Below are 20,206 nucleotides of genomic sequence, written 5' to 3'. Positions count from 1 at the left end.
CCCGTGATTCAGGGCAAACCTAAAAGGGGGTCCGCACCGGTAAGGTGCGGACCCCCTTCACTTATGTCCTGTTCTAAAAACTGCGCATATGCGGGGTACCCGAATCCTTGGCGCCCGTCAGACGGTATGCGTCAAAGACCCCGTCAATCCTGCGGACGGCTGCCAGGAGGGTATTGAGATGCTGCGGGTCGCCCATCTCGAATACAAACTGACTGATGGCCACCCGGTCGCGACCGGTTGACTGGCTGCCGGACAGGATGTTGACGCCATGGTCCGAGAGGACCTGTGTGATGTCAGAGAGCAGATGGGGTCGATCAAGGGCCTCGACCTGAATCTGGACCATGAAGGTTCCCTGTTTGCTGGTCCAGGCCACCTCGATGATACGTTCGGGTTGCTTGCTCTTCAGGTCCAGAAGATTCTGACAGTCGGCCCGGTGAACAGAAACGCCCTGGTTCTTGGTGATGAATCCGACAATCCTGTCCCCCGGTACCGGGGTGCAGCAACGGGCCAGCTTCACCCAGACATCGTCCACGCCCTTGACGGAAATGCCTTGGGAGGACTCCGTGTGGGTGGTCTTGGTCACCTGGCCCAGGGGGATGGCCTCCTGCTCCACCTCGTCTTCCAGGTTGGACCTGCCGGCATCCTGGACCAGTCGCGAAATGACGTTTTGCGTGGATATCTGCCCGTCACCGATGGCGGCATAGACGGCTTCCTCGTTCGGGAAGTTCAGCTCATCTGCCGCCCCGACCATGGCCTCCGGAGTCAGGAGGGTGTTGACAGGCAGATTGCGCTTGCGCATGGCCCTGATCAGGTCGTCCTTACCCTCTTCAATGGTCTCGGATCGACGTTCCTTGCTGAACCACTGACGAATCTTGCTGCGTGCCCTGGGACTCTTGGCGAAACTGAGCCAATCCCTGGATGGCCCGTTGGTATCGGACTTGCTGGTCAGAATCTCGACCGTGTCGCCGTTCTGGAGCTTGGTGTCGAGAGGTACCAGGCGCCCGTTGACCCTGGCCCCCATGGTCCGGTGCCCGACCTCGGTATGGACCGAATAGGCGAAGTCGACAGGGGTCGAATCCGCAGGCAGGGAGATTATCTTCCCCTTGGGGGTGAAGACGTATACCTCCGAAGATCCCAGATCGTCCTTGAGTGATCCCAGGAACTCATCCGAATCGGGAGTCTCGCTGGTCCAGTCCGCCAGTTGCTGAATCCACTTGAGGTTGTCCTCCTGTGACAGCTCACTGACCTCTTGCTTCTCACGCTTGACGTCTGACTGGTCGGGTTGGGAGAGTTGCCTGCCGGCTGTCCCGTTCGCCTTGTACTTCCAGTGGGCGGCGATGCCGAACTCGGCCCTGCGATGCATCTCCCAGGTCCGTATCTGGATCTCGACCGGCTTGCCCCCGGGGCCAACCACCGTGGTGTGGAGGGACTGGTACATGTTGGTCTTGGGCATGGCTATGTAGTCCTTGAACCGGCCAGGAACCGGCGACCAACGGGCATGGACCGCGCCCAGTGCCGCATAGCAGTCTCGGATGGAATCGACGATGATCCTGACACCGACCAGGTCATAGATGTTCGCGAAGTCATGTCCCCGCACAATCATCTTCTGGTAGATGCTGAAGTAATCCTTGGGGCGGCCGGTCACCTGTGCTTCGATGCCCTGGGAGTCCAGATCCTCATGGATTTCGTCCAGTATCTGCCGCAGATAGACCTCACGCTGCCCCGCCCGCCTGGAAACGAGGACCACGATTTCGTCGTAGATCTTCGGGTAGAGGGTCTTGAAGCTGAGCTCCTCCAACTCGGTCTTGATGGCGTTCATACCCAGCCGATTTGCCAGAGGGGCGTAAACGTCCAGGGTCTCACGGGCCTTACGTTGGGCCGATGAGGGTTTCACGTACCGCCAGGTACGGGCGTTGTGGACCCTGTCGGCCAGCTTGACCACCAGGACCCGAACATCCCGACTCATGGCCACGATCATCTTGCGGATGGTCTCGGCCTGGGCCGAATCACCGTAGTCCATCTTCGATATCTTGGTGACCCCATCGACCAGACCGGCCACCGTATCACCGAACTCCTCCCTGCACTCGTCAAGGGTGTAGTCGGTGTCTTCGACCGTGTCGTGCAGGAGACCCGCCGATACCACGGTCGGCCCCATGCCCAGGTCGGCCAGGATCTGTGCCACGGCAAGGGGGTGGATGATGTACGGCTCCCCCGATTTGCGCCTCTGGTCGGCATGTTGCCTGACCGCACGGTCATAGGCCTTCTGGAGCATGGAGAGGTCTTCGTCGGGATGGTGGGCCCGGCATATCCATCTGATGGGGGCCAGCGGATTGAGAGGATTGTCGCTCACCTCGCACCCCAAGGCGCGGGAAGACAGCTCAGACGGCCCCTTGCCGCTCACGTCATTGCCGCAGACGCTGCCTTCCATAGCGACCATCAAACCTCCAATGTCCGATAATGCACCAATCCTACACGCTTCAGGCGTGCCGGCCCCAACCGTGTCTACAGTCCCCGGGTCAGACTCCTGTGGAGCCGAATCCCTGCGAGGAGCGGGCCGAACCCGGCAGACGAGTCGCCGGCACGAACCGGGCCTGCACATAGCGCTGGATGACCAGCTGGGCAATCCTGTCACCCGGTTGGAAGCGGACCGTATGTTCGGGATCCAAGTTGATCAGCGGAACCTTGATTTCACCACGGTATCCGGCATCGATGGTCCCCGGTGCGTTGAGAACGGTAACACCCTGCTTGACGGCAAGACCCGAACGCGGATGGACCAGGCCGACGTATCCGGCCGGGAGGGCCAGGGATATGCCGGTCGGCACCAGAGCGCGACTGAATGGTGCCAGCTCCACAGCCTCGCGGGTTCGCAGATCGGCCCCGGCATCACCTTCCAAGGCGTAGACCAGGGGGACGGACTCCTCCGTCCCCTCACCGTTAGGACCACCTACGTTCTTGATAAGGACCTCAATGGTTTCAGGTTCGTTGTACGCCTCATCCCAGGCCATCAGGCGGCGCACTCCTTGCAGACAGGCTGCCCGTCAGGAGTGGTGTAGGCCAACTGGCTACGGTGCTTGACCAGGAAGCAGCTCGAGCAGATGAACTCATCACCCTGCATGGGAATGACCGTAACCGATGAATCCTCGTTGCTCAGGTCCGCTCCAGGAAGTTCGTAGTCCTCAGCAATGGCGTTCTCGTCATCATCCAGGTCCGCCCCGGCGTCCTGGCTGGTCTTGCCGAGTTCCTGCAGGGATTCCTCATCTTCGTCCTTGTCACGGGGGGAATCGTAATCCTGTGCCATCATTACCCTTTCATTATTCATCCGGCCCTGTTCACCGATGAAGCGTATACGACATGTACTGCGCATAGGATACACGATTTCAAAAGCACGTAAAATACAAGCCATAGGGCACAATGGAATAAACATGACAATCGAAGAGATAGGGGCATGAATGTCTGAGAATGGGATCAGGATGGCCCGCTTTGACCACGTAAGTGAGAAGGGCGAGCTGGTCTTTGTCTGCGACCATCGGCACTTTGCCGTGCCGGTCGATGATGCGCTTGATCATGCCATTCTCGAGGCCAAGCAGGTCAAGGAAGAGGAGGAAGGCGCACCCCGTCCTCAGGCATCTACGCCCCTGCCGGTCTCCTCTATTCAGGCTGCGGTCAGGGCCGGTGCCCGCCCCGCGAACGTGGCCCAGCAATTCGCTGTGAACGAAGCCATCGTTCGGCGTTTCGCGGCCCCTGTCGAAACAGAAAAGAAATACGCCATAGAACAGTTCCTGACCATGCAGGCCCCCAAGGGTTCCGCCGGACACACCAATCAGGACCTGATCGCCAAGGTGCTCAGGCAGGCAGACGCAAGCATGAAGGACCTGACCTGGGAGGCCACACGCCGGGGGTACGAACCCTGGATGATAAGCGGGGTCATCCAGCTCGACAAGCTGATCATCAACGCCCAGTGGTCCTGGAACATGCGCGACAACACGGTCACCTGCCTCAACGATGCCGCACGGACCCTGCTTGACCAGTCCAGCCTTACCGACCTCCTCGGCAACATGTCCTCACCGACGCAAACACAGCAGGCAGACCCCGAGCAGGTTCCGGAGACCGAGCCGATTCAGTCTCAGCCTGAGATGACGGGGCCTCTGCAGGATTCCTTCGGGACAGAACAAGCCCTCCCAATTCAAAACACCGCTCCGATCGAGAACCCGATTCCGGTCGATAACCCCGTTACCAGCACTCCAATGACTGCCGCTGAAGCGATCGACAATGGGCCTCTGCCGACCGAGACGCACGAAAGTAAGTCCGGGGCCGGCAACGATGACCGGCACTCCGCCCTCACCGCCTGGCTTTACGGGAAACCCTCCAAGGAGAAGGCCAAATCACGAGAGACCCCACGGCTTGAGAACACCCCCCAGGAGCTGGACGACGAAACCAAACACTCGTTAGGCCAACCCGCAGCGTCCGTCCCTCTCCAGGAGCCGATAGATGATGATGCGGCCACAAGGATTATGCCGACCCAGGAACCAGTCGCACCTCAATTCGCCGAAGCCGACACACCACAGCAGACGGAAGAGACCCAGGTCCTTCCCCGGCAAAACCAGATGCACCAGGTATCCAGGGAGCCGGAAGCACAGCCGAGCCAGCAGGCAAGGGTGAGTCAGCGCAAGCACTCGGGACGTTCGGCCGTACCCAGCTGGGATGAGATTCTCTTCGGCGACTGATTCCGGCTGGGAAGAACTCCAGCCCCCAGGGCAATGATCCGGGCGGGCTGGAGACCCGGGGTGTCAGACCAGATCGATCAGGCAGGGAATCCGGGTCTCCAGAACCGTCGAAGATCCATGCACACCCGGCAAGCGCGTTGCTGCATCGATTTGAATCCTTGAATCCACCAGTGTCACGTGGTCATGGGCCAGAACCAGGAGGTCACCGATCATCGGCCTGACCCGATTATCGACCTCCCCGAAGAGTCCGGCACCAATGGCCTCCTCTCTGGTCATGACCGTGGCCAGGTCGCCAAGTCTGGTCCTCCATCGCTCTGCTATGGCTTCCGGGGCCACGTCTTTCCGGGCATACAGCATGACGGCTCTGGGCTCCCCGCCGACCAGCTCCACCCCCTCGTTCAGCACCGGTTCACAGGCGATGTCGATTCGCTGGGCAGGGTCGGCCGCGACCATGCCGTGGTCTGCCACAATCACGACCAGGGTGCCCTTGGGCAGACTTCGATGCAGGAGGGCCAGAAGGGCATCAGCGCTCTCCAAGGCCGCGATCCACTCCGGCGTGTCCCAGCCGTGATGATGCCCAACCTTGTCAACGTCACGAATGTAGAGGTAGGTCAGACCTGGTTCGCGAGCGGCCTTGGCCGTATCCAGAACACGCTGACGGGAGTGGTTTGCCGATTGGTAAACACTCCCCCGTAATGCCGCCCTGGTCAAGGCGGAATCACGGAATCGGGGAAGACCGCAGGAGGTCACCCTAACATCCTGGGCCACCAGCTGCTCGAATACCGTCGGCTGCCGTTGCAGGTCGAGTGGGTCGAGGGCATCCCGGAACTGAATCATCTGACTGATCAAACCGTTCTCAGGATTGAGCTGGGTGTAACCCGTCATTCCGGTCAGCCCCGGGCAGGTACCCGTGCCGAAGACGCCCATGGCGGCAACCGTGGTCGAGGGCAGGCAGGTGGTCAAGGGGCGCTGGTTCAGGGGTTCATTCAAAAGCGAGCGCAGATAAGGCACATGCCCAGCCCGGGTGGCCAGGTTCCAAAAGCCCAGTCCATCCACCAGCACCACCACGGCTGAGTCCGCATCCGGCAGATTGAGCGCCGCCTGGAGCCCCTCCGGCGAAGGATGGACGGGAGTCGCAATGGGATGCCCTATGGCCGAGCTCACCGCAGGCAGAACAGAAGAGAGATGCCGGGCCCCGCCGACTTTCCCTGTATCGTCCTGGTCCCCATATTGCAACGGCATGGTGGGGTGCAGCAGTTCCTTCATCTCCGGTACATCCAGGCCCATGAGCCTCATTCAACCACGCTTTGCCGATATTCAGAGCGCCGCTCGATCCGTCGGAACCTGTTTTGGCGGACCATCCGGTTATCATGGGGCGGAACGTCAGGAAGCAGGAGAGCAGACAGCATGGCAAGGCAACGCAGGAGCAAGGCTGCCGGGTACGACCCCCGGGAGGTCAAGGAAAACATCGTCGAGACCCCTCTGAACGAGGAGATGAGCAAGTCCTTCCTGGAGTATGCCTACTCCGTCATCTACGCCAGGGCCCTCCCCGACGCCCGCGACGGCCTCAAGCCGGTGCAGCGCAGGATCATCTATCAAATGGGGCAGATGAACCTGACCCCTGACCGGCCCTACATGAAGTCCGCCCGTGCCGTGGGCGAGGTCATGGGCAAGCTCCACCCCCATGGCGACTCCTCCATCTACGAGGCCATGGTCCGTCTGGCCCAGCCCTTCGCCATGCGTCTGCCCCTGGTTGATGGTCATGGCAACTTCGGATCGCTGGATGATGGTCCGGCAGCCTCCCGATACACCGAAGCACGCCTGGCCCCGGCCGCACTGGGCATGAACGCCGACATTGACCAGGACACCGTCGACTTCAGCCCCAACTACGACAACAAGCTGAAGGAACCGGTTGTCCTCCCCTCGGCCATACCCAACCTCCTGGTCAACGGGGCCTCCGGTATCGCCGTGGGCATGGCCACCAATATGGTCACCCACAACCTGGGCGAGGTCGTGGCGGCCGCCAAGTATCTGATGGGTCACCCAGACGCCGGCCTTGATGATCTGATGCGTTATGTCCCCGGTCCCGACCTTCCCGGCGGGGGTGTCATAGTAGGACGCGACGGGATTCGCCAGGCCTATGCCAAGGGCCGTGGCGCCTTCGTGACCCGATCGGTGACCCATGTTGAAAACGTCACCGCCCGGAAGAAGGCCATCGTCGTCACGGAACTCCCCTTCATGGTCGGCCCTGAACGTGTCCTGGAACGGATCGGCGAGGGGGTCAAGAACCACAAGCTGGAGGGGATTTCCAGCGCCATCGATCTGACCGACCGCCACAACGGCACCCGTATCGTCATCGAGATCAAGACAGGGTTCGACCCGGGCAAGGTCCTGGGCAAGCTCTTCAAATACACACCGCTTGAGGATTCGTTCACCATCAACAACGTGGCCCTGGTGAACGGGCGGCCCCACACCATGGGGCTCAAGGAGCTTCTTGAGGTCTGGATCGAACATCGACGTACGGTAATCAGACGGCGCAGCGAATTCCGCAAGACCAAGGCCAAGGAACGCCTCCACCTGGTCGAGGGCATGCTCCTGGCTCTGGTCGACATCGACGAGGTCATCCAGGTCATCCGCACCTCAGAAAACGCCGATGAAGCCAAAAACCGGCTCATGGCGGTATTCGACCTGGACCAGATCCAGGCCCAGTACATCCTCGACCTTCGTCTGCGCCGCCTGACCAGGATGAGCCGGATTGAGCTGGAGAGCGAGAGGGACGACCTGCGCCGCCAGCTGGACGAACTGGAAGGCATCCTCTCCTCCAGCGCCGCCCTGGACAGGGTGGTGATTGATGAGATGGACAAGGCCGTTGAGGAGTGGGGCAGCCCCCGGCGGACCGTGATTCTGGACCAGGAGCCTTCGGGCGAGTTGGCCCCGGTCACCGCCCAAGAGGACGAGGAGAGCGCCCAGAGACTGGCCAAGGCCACCAGGGCCCTTGCTGCGGCAGGGGAACCCGGCAAGAGTGGTACCGGAGCAGGTGCCGACCTCCAGCTTGAGGACCAGCCCTGTACCGTCATGATGAGCGCGACCGGTCTTCTGGCCCGGAGCACGGCTGGTGCCCTGGATGTCTGGAAGGGCAGGAGCAACGCGGACGGGCGGGCGGCCGATGATCAGATACTCTCCATCTTCCCCACCACAACCCTTTCATCCTACGGACTGATCACCTCCGCCGGCCGTCTGGTCACGGCCCAGGTGGCAGACCTCCCCCTGATACCGGCCACAGCCAGTCTCAGCCTGACAGGGGGTGTCCACGGGAGCGAGCTCCTGAACGGGACCCAGAGTACCGACCCCCTACCCGGGGAGGAGGCCATAACGGTCGTCGACCTCAAGGACACCACTCCCCTGGCCATCGGAACCAGGAACGGCATAGTGAAGCGGTGGAACCGTGAGGCGCCAACAACCATGGACTCCTGGCCCATCATTGATCTGAAGGATGGCGACGAGGTGGTCTTCGCCTCTCCTTGCGCAGACAAGGACCGACTGGTCTTCATCGCTTCCGATGCCAGCCTCCTCACCTTCCCGGCCGAGAAGGTCCGCCCACAGGGACGTAACGCCGGAGGCATGGCAGGAATCAGACTGAACGAGGGATGCCGGGTCACCACATTCGCCGTGGTACCGGTCGGTGGACTGGCCTGGACCTACGAGGAGACGGATACCGGCCTGACCTCCCAGTCCGGTGCCGTGGTCCTGACCGTGGCCGGTGATTCCGAGGCCCTGCCGGGGACCGAGAACGGTGCCGCCAAAGTGACACCCCTGGAGATGTACCCCATCAAGGGACGAGGCACTGGCGGAGTGCGTTCCCAACGCTTCCTGAAGGGGCAGGACACCCTCCTGACGGCATTTGTGGGTTCCTGGCCGCTTCGAGCCTCCACGGCCGCTGGCACCCCCGTAGAACTCCCCGAAGTGGATATGCGCAGGGATGCCTCCGGTCAGGAACTGGCCGCACCCATTGCCTACGTGGCCTGATAGCAGATCCGATTGTGTGAGGCTCCGGGTGGGAAGGTCCTGTTCCGGTAACACCGACTCTCCCGCCCGGGCCTGAACGGGCGAGTCCCCTAAGGCACGAGCGCATATCGGCCGCCTTGGTGCAGGAGGCATCCCGACGCCTGTGAACAGGAGCACCTGAGATGAATCGGGGGTAAACGCCCCCATAGACGTTTACCCCCGAACCGAACCGCCGGAATCAGGATCGATCAGGTATCGATCTTGCTCCGATCAAAGTCATCGGCATTGTCCACGATGAACTGCTTGCGTGGCGGCACGTCATCACCCATGAGCAGTGGGAATATGCCGGAAGCCCTCTCGGCGTCCTCCATACGGATTCGGCGAAGCATCCTGGTCCTGGGGTCCATGGTGGTGTCGGCCAGCTGGTCGGCATCCATCTCACCCAGACCCTTGTAGCGCTGCACATCGGGGTTGTAATCGATATGCTGCCTACGCAGGTCGGCTAGCTTCCCCTCCAGCTCATCGTCCGAATAGGTGTAGATGAACTCACCCTTGCGCTTGCCCGCCAGGGCGATTCTATGAAGGGGCGGCACGGCGGCGTATACATGACCGTACTCGATCAGCGGCCGCATGTACCGGTAGAAAAGGGTCAGCAGGAGGATGCGGATATGGGCACCGTCAACATCGGCATCGGTCATCATGATGACCTTGTTGTACCTGGACTGGTTGATATCGAAACTGGCTCCGGACCCGGCCCCGACCACCTGGATGATGGAGGCACACTCCTTGTTGGTCAGCATCTGCGAGAGCGAAGCCTTCTGGACGTTGAGAATCTTCCCCCTGATGGGCAGAAGGGCCTGGAACATGGAGTTCCTGGCCGCCTTGGCCGTACCCAGGGCGGAATCGCCCTCCACGATGAAGAGCTCGGCGATATCGTCATTGCCCGGCATGGAATCCGAGAGCTTCGATGGCATCGAGGCGGACTCCAAGGCGTTCTTGCGCCGGGTGACCTCCTTGGTCTTTCTGGCCTGAATGCGGGCATGCATCTCGCCCACGATCTTTTCGAGGACCCGGCCCGACTGCTCCTTGAATCCCCGCCTTGAGCCGGTAATCATCTCACCGAACTGATCATCCGTCATTCGGGTCACCAGTGGCTTGACCTGCGCCGTTCCCAGGACGTCCTTGGTCTGACCCTGGAACTGGGGTTCGGCGATGCGAACCGTAACCACGGCCACCAACCCGGCCAGGACATCGTCACGTTCGATCTTGCTGTGGGAGTCCTTCAGGTTCACCTTGAGCTTACGGGCGTTGGCCTCGACGGCCTTGCGAACCTGGCGGGTCATGGCGTTCAGGAACCCATCCACGTGCATGCCGCCGCCGGGCGTGGCCACCACATTGACGAAACTGCGAATGACCGAGTCGTAATCATTGACCCAGCGCAGGGCTATATCCACCCCGCAGGTTCGTTCCACCTGCTCGGCATGGAGCTCCCCGTCAGGACCTACCTTCTGGGTCTCTTCCTGGTAGGTGGACTCGCCGGAGATGTGCCAGACATCACTGACGGGCTCCCCCTTGGAAAGGAAGTCAACGAAGTCCTTGACCCCGCCCGTATGGAGGAACTCCTCCACGCGCCGGTGACCGGCCGATTCCACCGGCTCCAGCATGGCCTGGTCAGCCTGCTCGGTGGGGCCAATCTCCGCCCCGGCCTGCTCGGTCTCCCCTGCCTCGGCAGTCTTGAAAACCTCTACATCGGCCTCATCCTCTTCGTCATCACCAGGTAGAGCGGCATCGGAGAGTTCTGATTCCAGATTCAGCGAAGCCGCCGAATCGGATAGGAACCCAGCTGCCGAATCCGTGGTCTCGTCAGCGGATGGACCCGACTCGGAGGAACCCCTGTCAACCTCCTGCATGAGGTCCTGGTCCGGATCGCCTGTTTCCGGCACCTGCTCATCTATGACGGTTATCTTCAGACCGGGAACCAGGAAGCTGGTCTGCCTGGCCCTGTCTATCAACTGCTCATAAGAGAAGCGGGCCGTGGCATTGAAAATCTCGGGATCGGCCCAGTACCTGACCCTGGTACCGGTCTTGCGCTTGGAAACGCTTCCCACAACCTCCAGGGGGGTGGGCTTGTTCTTTCTGGTGCGCTTGAAGGGGGAATCCGGTGAGGGATGCTCAGGGTCGGCATCCTGGTAGACACCGGGATGACCCTGGTGGAACTGCATCCGATGGGTCTTGCCATCCCTGTCGACCTCAACATCCAGGCGGGAACTCAGCGCGTTGACCACGGACGAACCGACACCGTGCAGACCACCTGCAGCGTTGTATGAGGCGTTGCCGAACTTGGCACCCGCATGGAGCTTGGTAAGGACCACCTCGACACCGCTCAGGCCCGTCTTGGGCTCAATGTCGACAGGAATGCCCCGGCCGTTGTCCGCCACCTCGATGGAGCCATCCTGGTGGAGAGTGACCGTAATCTCTGTGCAGGCCCCGGCCAGAGCCTCATCGACGGAGTTGTCGATGATCTCCCAGAGGCAATGCATGAGCCCCTGGCTGTCGGTGGTTCCGATATACATACCTGGACGCTTGCGCACCGCGTCCAGACCTTCCAGAACCGTCAGACTATTGGCACCGTATGCACTGCCCGTCTCAGCCTTGCTGCCAGCCATTTTCCTCGCTGTCCACCTTCGAAACCGTGGGCGGCTCCCGCAGACCGGACCGGATTCCTCCGAGCCGACCCGAGTAGCCTGCCCTCACCTACCGTCAACCTTTTCTAGCAAGGGACCCCCGACAGTGCCGGGCTCCCCCGCTTGGACTCACTGGTCCAGGAAGTCGCGCAGGGTCTGCGACCGTGAGGGGTGACGCAGTTTGGACATGGTCTTGGACTCGATCTGACGGATGCGCTCACGTGTAACCCCGTAAACCCTGCCGATGTCGTCCAGGGTCTTGGGCTGCCCGTCCTCCAGGCCGTACCGCATCTTTATGACGCCGGCCTCTCTGGGGCTCAGGGTCTCCAGAACCTGCTTGAACTGCTCCTGGAGAAGGGAGAAGGCCACGGCATCCGAGGGAGCGATGGCATCCGTATCCTCAATCAGGTCCCCGAACTCGGAATCACCATCTTCGCCCAGCGGGGTGTGGAGGGAGATGGGTTCGCGACCATACTTCTGGACCTCCTGTACCTTCTCGACAGGCATGTCCAGTTCCCTGGCCAGCTCGTCAGGGGTGGGTTCGCGTCCCAGGTCCTGGAGCATCTGACGCTGAACGCGGGAGAGCTTGTTGATGACCTCGACCATGTGAACAGGCACACGGATGGTGCGGGCCTGGTCAGCCATGGCCCTGGTGATGGCCTGGCGAATCCACCAGGTGGCGTAGGTCGAGAACTTGTAGCCCTTGGTGTAGTCGAACTTCTCCACGGCTCGAATCAGACCCAGGTTGCCTTCCTGAATCAGGTCCAGGAAGAGCATGCCACGGCCGGTGTAGCGCTTGGCCAGGGAGACGACCAGGCGGAGGTTGGCCTCCAGGAGGTGATCCTTGGCCTTCTTCCCGTCGTTGGCGGCCCACTTGAGCTCACGCCGACGCTTGAAGTCCATTCCCTCATCATCGGTATCCAGCAGGTGCTGGGCATAGAGACCGGCCTCGATGCGTTCGGAGAGGTCCACCTCCTGCTCAGCGTTCAGCAGGCTGACCCGGCCAATCTGCTTCAGATAGTCCTTCACCGGATCCGCAGTGGCACCTGCAGTGACCACGCGACGTTTGGGATTGCCGGAGGGGGTGACGCTCTCGTCATCCTCGGAATCGTCTACAACGAAGGCTCCTTTGACCTTGGCGGCCAACTCGTGGGCGGCCTTTCGATCCTCCTCGGCCTCCTCGCTTACTTCGCGGGCCTCGTGATCTTCCTCGTCGTCACTGCCGGGCTCGTCTTCCAACTGGTCCTGGTCCTTATCCAGTTCGTCGGACTCGGGGGTGCCGTTCTCATCGATGTCCGTGACATCGAATTCGTCCTCGCCGGTCTGGTCCTCCAGGATTGCGTCGTCAACAGGCTTATCCGTCGTCTTACCGGCCTTGGTCGAGGTACTCTTACCGCTTGTTTTCTTGGTGGTACCGGTCTTGGCTGCTGATTTTTTGGCAGAGGACTTCCTGGCTCCGGTCGACTTGGACTTCCCCGTTGAGGAACCCTCTACGGACTCCTTCTCAGCAGTGGCTCCGCTCTTGTTGGAAGAGGTCTTGGCGGCGGCGGTCTTCTTCGCGGCGGACTTCTTGGTCGGCGTTGCCGTCTTGCCCTTGGCCCGGGTACCAGTCTTGGCCTTGTCACCCTTTTGGCTCCGGTCCTTACCGGAAGTCGAGGGGGTCTTGGCCTCCTCGGCGTCCACCTCGGCTGTCTTGACTGACTTGGTGTCCTTAGTGGCCAAATTATCCTCCTGCGGTATACCCACCTTGCGAACCGCCCTTTGGGCACAGTTATGGCAAGGTCAAATCTTTACTCATTAAGTGAACCATCTCAGGGGGACGATTATTCCCGATTCAGCCGAATTCCTTCCAAGCCGGCAGAATCGAGTGAACCGTCAGGTTGAGCACGATGGCCGCCAGACTGCACTGGGCATCATCGGCAAGGGCCTCCTCCGCCTTGCTCGCAGCCCCATCACCACCCATCCACCAGAGGGTATAGGCGGCCACCGCATGGGATTGGGCCTTATGCCCCCGGCGCATGATCCCCGCCATGCGGTCCAGCAGGGCCAGTCCCGCCCTGCACCGGGGAAGGTCCGGACGTGAATCGCCATCCTTGAATGCCGAGTCGAGGATATCGCAGAGCAGGGTGACGTTGTCGGCCTCGTGGGGATGTACACACAGGTCCAGGAGTCTGGGACAGTCCAGATTGCCCTTTCCGCATATCAAGGAAGCAATCAACCCGTCACGGATGGGCAGGGTTTCACCAATCAGGACCGCCAGGACCGCCATCTGAGCCAGGGACATGCACCGATCCGAAGTCGGGGCTTCCGCCTGTTTCCCCGGGCCGCCACATTCTGACTCTCCGGCTTGTTCCAAGGCCCGGGACCAGGCACTGAGCGGGGACTGCAACCATGCCTTATCGGCTTCCGCAACCCCCGACTCCCGCCTGTCCGCCCGGTACTTCTCCAGGATCGACTTCTCCTGGGAGGCCGTCAGAGTCCCATCAGCCCCCATGACCTCGAACCGCGCCCCGTCTTGATTGACTCCTGTCATTCCCGGTACCTCCCGACCTGTTGATCTGCTGGTGGCACACGGGAGAACGACCGGAACCACCCGAACCACTTGGCTTCGTGACACAAGCCTGTCATCGATGTCCCATGAGGCACATGCCTCACAGACGGTGTGGTCGAATGTGGGCACACCCCATCTGCCCTGAGAAGAGCCTGACCCATGGGGACGTCTGCGGATAGGCTCATATCCATGGAAACCCTCACACCTGAGACCATCGAACAGCGGATGAGCGAACTGGTCGAGGCCTGTCGGCAGGACCACCTCGGCGAGCCGGAAACGGGCGCAGACGGCATCCCGACCCCGATACAGGCCTTGAATGCCGTGTGGGACGAGGCCGGCCGGGCGGGCCGGGGCGGCAAACGACTGAGGGCACTCCTGCTCTGGGACACCTATCGGGCGATCGGAGCAGGCGAAGAGAACACCGACCAGGCAGTCATCGATCTGGCCTGCGCGCTGGAGGTCTACCAGACCAGTGCCCTGGTCCATGACGACATCATCGACAACTCCCCCCTTCGCCGCGGCAAACCGTCCTCCCATATGGTCCTGTCGAACCTGACAGGCCCCGAGGAGAACCCTGAACGAACAGGCCTCGGAAATCCGATGCGTCAGGACCACCTCGGTGCCGGTCGAAGTTCAGAAGCGACAGCAGCCAGGGGGCGTGGGCTGGGCATCCTTCTGGGAGACCTGCTGTCCACCTCCAGCTCCGATCTGGTCTCCAGGGCGTCCGCCTCCCTCCCATCGGGCGAGAGCATCCTCCGGACCTTCCTCGGCATGCAGACCGCTGTGGAAACCGGGCAGGTCCTCGATATGGGCATGGAAATCATGCCCTTGGATGATCCCGAACAGCTGCGTCGTGAGGCATTCAGGACCATGGGATGGAAAACAGCCTCCTATACGACCATGGCACCCCTTGCCCTGGGACTGATGGCAGGCGGCATCGACCCGGACCGCACCCGTGCTCTGGCCTATGATCTCGGCCTCCATCTCGGCCTCCTCTTCCAGTTGCGAGACGACCTCCTCGATGTGGAGGGCCGCAGCGGTCAAACCGGCAAACCCCAGGGAGGGGACATCCTGGAGGGGAAGCGGACCGTGCTCCTTGCCGATACCCTCTCAATGGCCTCTCCGGATGAGGCCGAAAGGCTCAGGGCGGCCTACAGGGCACCCCAACGCACACCGGATCAGGTGGCATGGGTCCGACGCCTGATGGAGACCAGCGGGGCTGTGGAGAAAAGCCGGAACCGTATGGATCGTCTGACCAGTTCGGTCTATGAGGAAATAGCCAACCTGTGCCGAGAGTTGTCACTGGATGACAGGCAGGGCTCCATCATCGAGCGGGCCTGCCGCCGTTTCATGCCCGATGCCGCGACTCCCGGGTATCATAGGCATGGAATTGACGGATAAGGAGGCCGAACCAGCCTCCCCAGCGACCAGAAGGCCATACGATACCAGCATGAGTGAAGCGGAAGATACGACCAGGGACCGAATCATCGACGGCCGCTACCGCATCCTGCGCAAGGTGGCGGAGGGTGGAATGGCCACGGTCTACGAGGCCCTGGATGAACGGCTGAACCGCCATGTGGCCGTCAAGGTCATGCATACGCAGTTGGCCCAGGGCCCACACCGCGCCCAGTTCGAGGAACGGTTCCGCCGCGAGGCCCAGTCGGCCGCGGCAATCGCCAACCCCCATATCGTCCAAGTCTACGACACCGGGCTTTTCGAGGGACTGGACTACCTGGTCATGGAGTATGTGCACGGCATCAGCCTGCGCCAGGAGATGGGCCGTCAGGTGACCTTCAACCTGCGGGAGACCATGCGTATCCTGGGTGAGATCCTCGATGGCCTCTCCTCGGCGCATCAGGCCGGAGTGGTCCATCGCGACATAAAGCCGGAGAACATCCTCCTCAACGACCGGGGCCACGTGGAAATCACGGACTTCGGCCTGGCACGGGCCGCCTCACAGGCCACCCTTTCCTCAACCGGCATGCTCCTGGGAACAGCCGCATATCTGGCCCCCGAAACCATCGAGAACAACCAGGCCACCCCCCAGGGCGATCTCTATGCAGTCGGAATCATGGCCTATGAGATGCTGACAGGCACGGTCCCATTCGCCAGCCAGAACCCCGTCACCATCGTCTTCAAGCACGTCCATGAGGATGTCCCCGCCTTGTCAAAGGTCTGCCCAGGCATTGACCCGGCCGTTTCCGACATGGTCACCCGTCTGACAAGTCGCTCCATCGCGGGAAGGCCCAAGGATGCCACCCAGGCCCTGCAGGAATTGAATCAGGTCCAACATGGGCTGAGCATGCAGGCGCTTCAGTTCATCATGCCCGCCCCCCATGCTCCAGAGGCGACAAACAGCACCAACGGGGTCCAGCAGACATCGGACGCGACTGCCGACGGGTCTTCCCTACCTCAGTCCGATAAACATGACGCCACCACCGATATGGACCAGCCGGTCTCCCCCGCCCCGCCAGTGCCGGCGCCCCCGCAAACGCCCGGACGGGATGGAACCGACAGGGCGACTTCAGCGGAGACCCGCAGGTACATCCTGAACGATGTCAACCCCGAACAGACCCAGGTCATGTCGTCCCCAGCCACGAACCCGTCGGAGACCACCCGAATCGGCTCTGACCCCCTGGCACCAGGCCTCCAGAGCGATGCAGGACTGCCGGCAGAGGCCCAAGGCGAGGAGCAGCTCCCCTCAGGGTCGGGCAGCAGGAAAAAGGGGAAGCGGGCACTGATCATCGCACTCATCGTCATCCTCGTCCTTGCCCTGGCAGGGGGCGGAGGCGGTTCCTGGTGGTACTTCATGGGGCCCGGCAGCTATCACACCCTCCCCAAGCCTGATGATATTTCCTGCGCTGAAAACCAGGCCTGCAAGGTCATTGGTGCAGATTTCGCCAAGTACTCCCGCACTCTCAAGGTCGCCGGCATTGAGATGGAATCTGCTTATGACTTCAGCGATTCTGTGGCCAAAGGCGCCATCATGGCAGCGGATCCTGATACGGTGGGATCCCGCATCAGCAAGAGGATGGGTCGAGTCAAACTGACCGTCTCCAAGGGCGTCCGTGAGGCCACGGTGCCGGAAAACCTCCTCACAGCAGACACCGCCGAAGGCAAGGACCCATTGCAGGCCCTGAAAACAGCTGGGTTCAGTCGGATAGACCATGACCAGTCCAAAGATCAGTACTCGATGGACATACCCGAGGGAGCGGCGATTTCAGTGGACCCCGCCCCGGGAACCAGGACCCGCCACGACACCCAGGTCACCCTGGTTCTGTCCAAGGGAAAGATGCCGGTGGCCATGCCCGACGTCGTCGGCAAGTCAAGAGAAGAAGCCAAGGCTGCCCTGGAGGCCCTTCGACTCACCGTCAACTACCGTGAGGACTGGTCGGACAAGGTGCCCCGCAACCGGGTGGTATCCGCCTCCCATCAGGCCCAGGAACAACTCCACTGGGGGGACACGGTCGACGTGGTGGTGTCCAAGGGACCGCAGGCCATCTCCATGCCTGATGTCAAAGGAAAAAGCCAGGACGAGGCCACCAGGATTCTGGAAGGCTACGGGCTCAAGGTCAACATCTCCGCACCCCTGGGCAACCTGACCCATACCGTGCGAATCCAGGACCCCGAACCAGGCAGTCAGGTCAAGGTGGTCAATGATGATGGCTCACCGGCAGTGGTGACCCTGACCGTGGTCTGATGACCTGCCCGCAGGCATCCTTCGGCAGACCGGAACGTCAGTCGAGCTCCTTCTTCGCCTGATGCGCCTTGATGACCTGGGCATATACATCCACATACCGCTGCCCGCTCATCTCCTGAATCTCCTGCATGATCCGATCGGTCAGGTTACGGACCTCTTCATGGGTGAGACTGTTGACGGGAGTGTAGGGCACGGGAATGGGCTTGCCGAAGATGACCTTTGTCCTGCCCCGGTGAGGAAGCACACGACCAGGCTCCTGAAGTTCCCTGGTACCTATGATGGCTGCGGGAACCACGGTCGTCCCGGTCTCGAAAGCGAGACGCGCCACCCCGGTGTGCCCCCTGTACAGCCGACCGTCAGGGCTGCGCGTACCCTCCGGGTGAATACCAAAGATATGCCCGTGCTCAAGGATGGAACGCGCGGTTTCCATGGCTCCCAGCGATTTGGAACCACCCGACCTGTCAACGGGGAACACCCCGACCGAGCTGAACCACCACTTCTTGAATCTGCCCTTGAATCCCTTGCCATTGAAATACTCGGCCTTGCCCATGAAGTGAATCATCCTCGGGCAAGTGATGGGCAGGAGGGCATCGTCGATTACGGCCAGGTGGTTGGAGGCGATGATCACGGCCCCATCCTTGGGAATGTTCCCCGCACCTTCGACGGTCGGCCCGAACCAGGTACGGGCCAACGGACCAAGCAGTTTGACGAAGAACCAATACAGCACAAGGCCTCCTTGGTAGCGGATGCGTTCCGCCGAGGTTACGATGGTTACATGACCGAGCACAAGAATAACAACGCCGGGGAACAGTATAACAGCGATGAGGGAACCGGGTCCGCACAGGAGAACGGGGAGTGGGAGCACTTCCTGAACTCACATGCAGACGAGTTGAATTCACTGGAGTCATCCAGGACGGCAAGGAAGTTCGAGAAAAAGGCTCGGAAGTCCGAGAAGAAGGCGGCTCTGAAGGCAGAGGATCTCAGGCAGGGCTCATTTGTCGGCGGTGCCGGTCCACGTGATTTCCGGGGTAGCAGCTGGCTCGACACCGATGAGGTCATGGACGGGTCGTCGACCTTCACCCCGCCCGATCCCGATCTGAGCGACCTCGGCAGAAGCAGAATCGTTTACATCATCATGACCGTTTTGGGCCTGGTCTGCTTTTTCCTGACCTTACTCATTCCCGGATGGTCCCGACTGACAGGCATCCTGGCTGGCCTACTTCTGTTAATCGGAATCTCTGGACTCATCATCGACAGGAAGAGCTTCCGTCAGTCCTCAAGCGGCCTCTTCGATGACGACGAACGTCTGTACCGGCGTTGATGTCAAAGACCCTTCACGCACATCAGTCCTGCTCGTAGCGGGACCTTGCCGCCCGGGCCCCTTCCACCCAGGACGCAAGCAGGCTGGCGGCCCTGCCCTGGTCCACAGCCTCCTCTGCCAGGTGATAGGCCTGGGCAAAGCGGGAGGTCAGATCGGCCCCGGGGCCCGCATTGATTAGCGATCCGTCCGCCACGATGGCGGATGCCGCATTGAGCAGGGCCGTGGAACGTGAGGGAACCGGCTTTCCTGCAAGGAAGTCCCTGACAACGCCGGCGTTGAAGGCGGGATCACCGCCGCGCAGGTCATTGATATCGACGGGGTCGATTCCCAATTCACGAGTCGGATCGAAGGTCCTCTCCTCCACCTGTCCCCGTCGAATCTCCCAGATGGAGACCGGACCGGTCGGGGCCATCTCGTCAAGACCTTCCGCCGATGTGTAGACCATCCCCTCCTGCCCCCGAGATGCATAGACCTGGGCCATCATGGGGCTGAGTTGGCGTTGGGCGCAGCCGATGGCCACATGGCTTGGCTGGGCCGGATTGGTCAGGGGGCCAAGCAGGTTGAAAACGGTCGGAATGCCCAGAGCCGAGCGGACTGGGCCCACAAAGCGCATGGCGGGATGGAAGGTCTTGGCAAAGGCGAAGGTGATGCCGAACCTATCAGCCATATTGGCCACATCACGTGGCTTCAGGTCCAACGGGAGACCAAGCTGCTCCAGGCAGTCGGCTGTACCACTCTTGCTGGAAGCGGCCCTGTTCCCGTGCTTGACGATCCTGACCCCTGCCGCAGCGGCGACGATGGCACCCATGGTCGACAGGTTGACCGTTGCCGCCCCATCGCCGCCCGTACCGACAATGTCAGTCACGTCACCACTGACCTTCAGAGGCACCGCATGCCCCACCATGGCCCTGGCCGCCCCTTCAACCTCCTGGCTGGTCAGCCCCAAAGCCGACTGCATGGACAGGACTGCACCCACCTGAACCGGGTCGGCGCTCCCATCCATCAGGTCGTTCATGTACCACTCGGTCTCATCCGCGCTCAGGTGTCGTCTGGACACCAGCGAGTTCAGGATGGATTTCCAGGTAAGTGGCCGCATGATGACTCTTTCCTTTGATCTGGGGCGTGAAGCATCCCTGTTTGCTCCAGGTTTACTCCCCCGCCCTCACTCCCGTGCAGGACCGTCCCGAATGATGGTCACCCCACGACCGGCATATGGAAAAC

14 protein-coding genes are annotated in these 20,206 nt (G+C 61.4%); 5 read left to right on the top strand and 9 right to left on the bottom strand.

Features of this window, described 5'->3' with window-relative positions; genetic code table 11:
- Positions 1-73: 73 nt before the first annotated feature.
- The 3 genes from H3V08_RS02095 to H3V08_RS02085 form a co-directional block, all read right to left on the bottom strand.
- The gene (locus H3V08_RS02095; RefSeq protein WP_198182087.1) at positions 74-2,428 is read right to left on the bottom strand and encodes a RelA/SpoT family protein; all 2,355 of its coding nucleotides are present in this window, start codon (positions 2,426-2,428) and stop codon (positions 74-76) included.
- 88 nt (positions 2,429-2,516) lie between these two features.
- Positions 2,517-3,005 carry a dUTP diphosphatase gene (gene dut / locus H3V08_RS02090; protein WP_198181449.1) on the bottom strand — a complete coding sequence of 163 codons (489 nt, stop codon included), beginning with the start codon at positions 3,003-3,005 and terminating at the stop codon, positions 2,517-2,519.
- Positions 3,005-3,298: a DUF4193 domain-containing protein gene (locus H3V08_RS02085; RefSeq protein ID WP_033490817.1), complete on the bottom strand. Its 294-nt coding sequence runs from the start codon at positions 3,296-3,298 to the stop codon at positions 3,005-3,007. Before H3V08_RS02085 ends, dut begins: the two co-directional genes overlap by 1 nt.
- 151 nt (positions 3,299-3,449) lie before the next feature.
- Here H3V08_RS02085 and sepH point away from each other — a divergent pair, with 151 nt between their 5' ends.
- The gene (gene sepH, locus H3V08_RS02080; protein ID WP_198181448.1) at positions 3,450-4,724 is read left to right on the top strand and encodes a septation protein SepH; all 1,275 of its coding nucleotides are present in this window, start codon (positions 3,450-3,452) and stop codon (positions 4,722-4,724) included.
- Positions 4,725-4,787: 63 nt separating this feature from the next.
- Here the strand turns inward: sepH and H3V08_RS02075 are convergent, their stop codons facing one another.
- A complete protein-coding gene (locus tag H3V08_RS02075) occupies positions 4,788-6,011 on the bottom strand; it encodes an alkaline phosphatase family protein (protein ID WP_198182086.1) in 1,224 nt (407 codons plus the stop codon).
- A 120-nt stretch (positions 6,012-6,131) separates the two neighbouring features.
- Here H3V08_RS02075 and H3V08_RS02070 point away from each other — a divergent pair, with 120 nt between their 5' ends.
- Positions 6,132-8,750, top strand: a complete 2,619-nt coding sequence (locus H3V08_RS02070) for a DNA gyrase/topoisomerase IV subunit A (protein ID WP_033497145.1) — start codon at positions 6,132-6,134, stop codon at positions 8,748-8,750.
- Positions 8,751-8,977: 227 nt separating this feature from the next.
- On the opposite strand, the gene H3V08_RS02065 is transcribed toward H3V08_RS02070, so the two are convergent.
- From H3V08_RS02065 to H3V08_RS02055, 3 genes are all read right to left on the bottom strand, one after another.
- Positions 8,978-11,395, bottom strand: a complete 2,418-nt coding sequence (locus H3V08_RS02065; RefSeq protein WP_198181447.1) for a DNA gyrase/topoisomerase IV subunit B — start codon at positions 11,393-11,395, stop codon at positions 8,978-8,980.
- 147 nt (positions 11,396-11,542) lie between these two features.
- Positions 11,543-13,135, bottom strand: coding sequence for an RNA polymerase sigma factor (locus H3V08_RS02060; RefSeq protein ID WP_198181446.1), 1,593 nt, complete (start codon positions 13,133-13,135; stop codon positions 11,543-11,545).
- Between the two features lie 112 nt (positions 13,136-13,247).
- Positions 13,248-13,946: a hypothetical protein gene (locus H3V08_RS02055; protein WP_198181445.1), complete on the bottom strand. Its 699-nt coding sequence runs from the start codon at positions 13,944-13,946 to the stop codon at positions 13,248-13,250.
- Positions 13,947-14,153: 207 nt separating this feature from the next.
- Here H3V08_RS02055 and H3V08_RS02050 point away from each other — a divergent pair, with 207 nt between their 5' ends.
- Both H3V08_RS02050 and H3V08_RS02045 read left to right on the top strand, forming a co-directional pair.
- Positions 14,154-15,365 carry a polyprenyl synthetase family protein gene (locus H3V08_RS02050; RefSeq protein WP_198181444.1) on the top strand — a complete coding sequence of 404 codons (1,212 nt, stop codon included), beginning with the start codon at positions 14,154-14,156 and terminating at the stop codon, positions 15,363-15,365.
- Positions 15,366-15,414: 49 nt separating this feature from the next.
- Positions 15,415-17,664 carry a Stk1 family PASTA domain-containing Ser/Thr kinase gene (locus tag H3V08_RS02045; RefSeq protein WP_198181443.1) on the top strand — a complete coding sequence of 750 codons (2,250 nt, stop codon included), beginning with the start codon at positions 15,415-15,417 and terminating at the stop codon, positions 17,662-17,664.
- Between the two features lie 37 nt (positions 17,665-17,701).
- Here the strand turns inward: H3V08_RS02045 and H3V08_RS02040 are convergent, their stop codons facing one another.
- A complete protein-coding gene (locus H3V08_RS02040; protein ID WP_033489917.1) occupies positions 17,702-18,391 on the bottom strand; it encodes a lysophospholipid acyltransferase family protein in 690 nt (229 codons plus the stop codon).
- A 48-nt stretch (positions 18,392-18,439) separates the two neighbouring features.
- Here H3V08_RS02040 and H3V08_RS02035 point away from each other — a divergent pair, with 48 nt between their 5' ends.
- A complete protein-coding gene (locus H3V08_RS02035) occupies positions 18,440-18,985 on the top strand; it encodes a hypothetical protein (protein WP_198181442.1) in 546 nt (181 codons plus the stop codon).
- Positions 18,986-19,007: 22 nt separating this feature from the next.
- On the opposite strand, the gene trpD is transcribed toward H3V08_RS02035, so the two are convergent.
- On the bottom strand, positions 19,008-20,081 hold the full coding sequence (trpD, locus tag H3V08_RS02030; RefSeq protein ID WP_198181441.1) for an anthranilate phosphoribosyltransferase: 1,074 nt from the start codon (positions 20,079-20,081) through the stop codon (positions 19,008-19,010).
- Positions 20,082-20,206 lie beyond the last annotated feature (125 nt).

The sequence above is a fragment of the Bifidobacterium sp. M0307 genome, assembly GCF_016100445.1.
In the GTDB taxonomy this organism is placed as follows: domain Bacteria; phylum Actinomycetota; class Actinomycetes; order Actinomycetales; family Bifidobacteriaceae; genus Bombiscardovia; species Bombiscardovia coryneformis.
This window is presented reverse-complemented; position numbering and strand designations above follow the sequence as displayed.

What these genes read in the sequence shown, in the direction of transcription:
- H3V08_RS02095 (WP_198182087.1), bottom strand. Translation starts at nt 2,428, where the DNA reads ATGGAAGGCAGCGTCTGCGGCAATGACGTGAGCGGCAAGGGGCCGTCT.
- dut (WP_198181449.1), bottom strand. Translation starts at nt 3,005, where the DNA reads ATGGCCTGGGATGAGGCGTACAACGAACCTGAAACCATTGAGGTCCTT.
- H3V08_RS02085 (WP_033490817.1), bottom strand. Translation starts at nt 3,298, where the DNA reads ATGGCACAGGATTACGATTCCCCCCGTGACAAGGACGAAGATGAGGAA.
- sepH (WP_198181448.1), top strand. Translation starts at nt 3,450, where the DNA reads ATGTCTGAGAATGGGATCAGGATGGCCCGCTTTGACCACGTAAGTGAG.
- H3V08_RS02075 (WP_198182086.1), bottom strand. Translation starts at nt 6,011, where the DNA reads ATGGGCCTGGATGTACCGGAGATGAAGGAACTGCTGCACCCCACCATG.
- H3V08_RS02070 (WP_033497145.1), top strand. Translation starts at nt 6,132, where the DNA reads ATGGCAAGGCAACGCAGGAGCAAGGCTGCCGGGTACGACCCCCGGGAG.
- H3V08_RS02065 (WP_198181447.1), bottom strand. Translation starts at nt 11,395, where the DNA reads ATGGCTGGCAGCAAGGCTGAGACGGGCAGTGCATACGGTGCCAATAGT.
- H3V08_RS02055 (WP_198181445.1), bottom strand. Translation starts at nt 13,946, where the DNA reads ATGACAGGAGTCAATCAAGACGGGGCGCGGTTCGAGGTCATGGGGGCT.
- H3V08_RS02050 (WP_198181444.1), top strand. Translation starts at nt 14,154, where the DNA reads ATGGAAACCCTCACACCTGAGACCATCGAACAGCGGATGAGCGAACTG.
- H3V08_RS02045 (WP_198181443.1), top strand. Translation starts at nt 15,415, where the DNA reads ATGAGTGAAGCGGAAGATACGACCAGGGACCGAATCATCGACGGCCGC.
- H3V08_RS02035 (WP_198181442.1), top strand. Translation starts at nt 18,440, where the DNA reads ATGACCGAGCACAAGAATAACAACGCCGGGGAACAGTATAACAGCGAT.
- trpD (WP_198181441.1), bottom strand. Translation starts at nt 20,081, where the DNA reads ATGCGGCCACTTACCTGGAAATCCATCCTGAACTCGCTGGTGTCCAGA.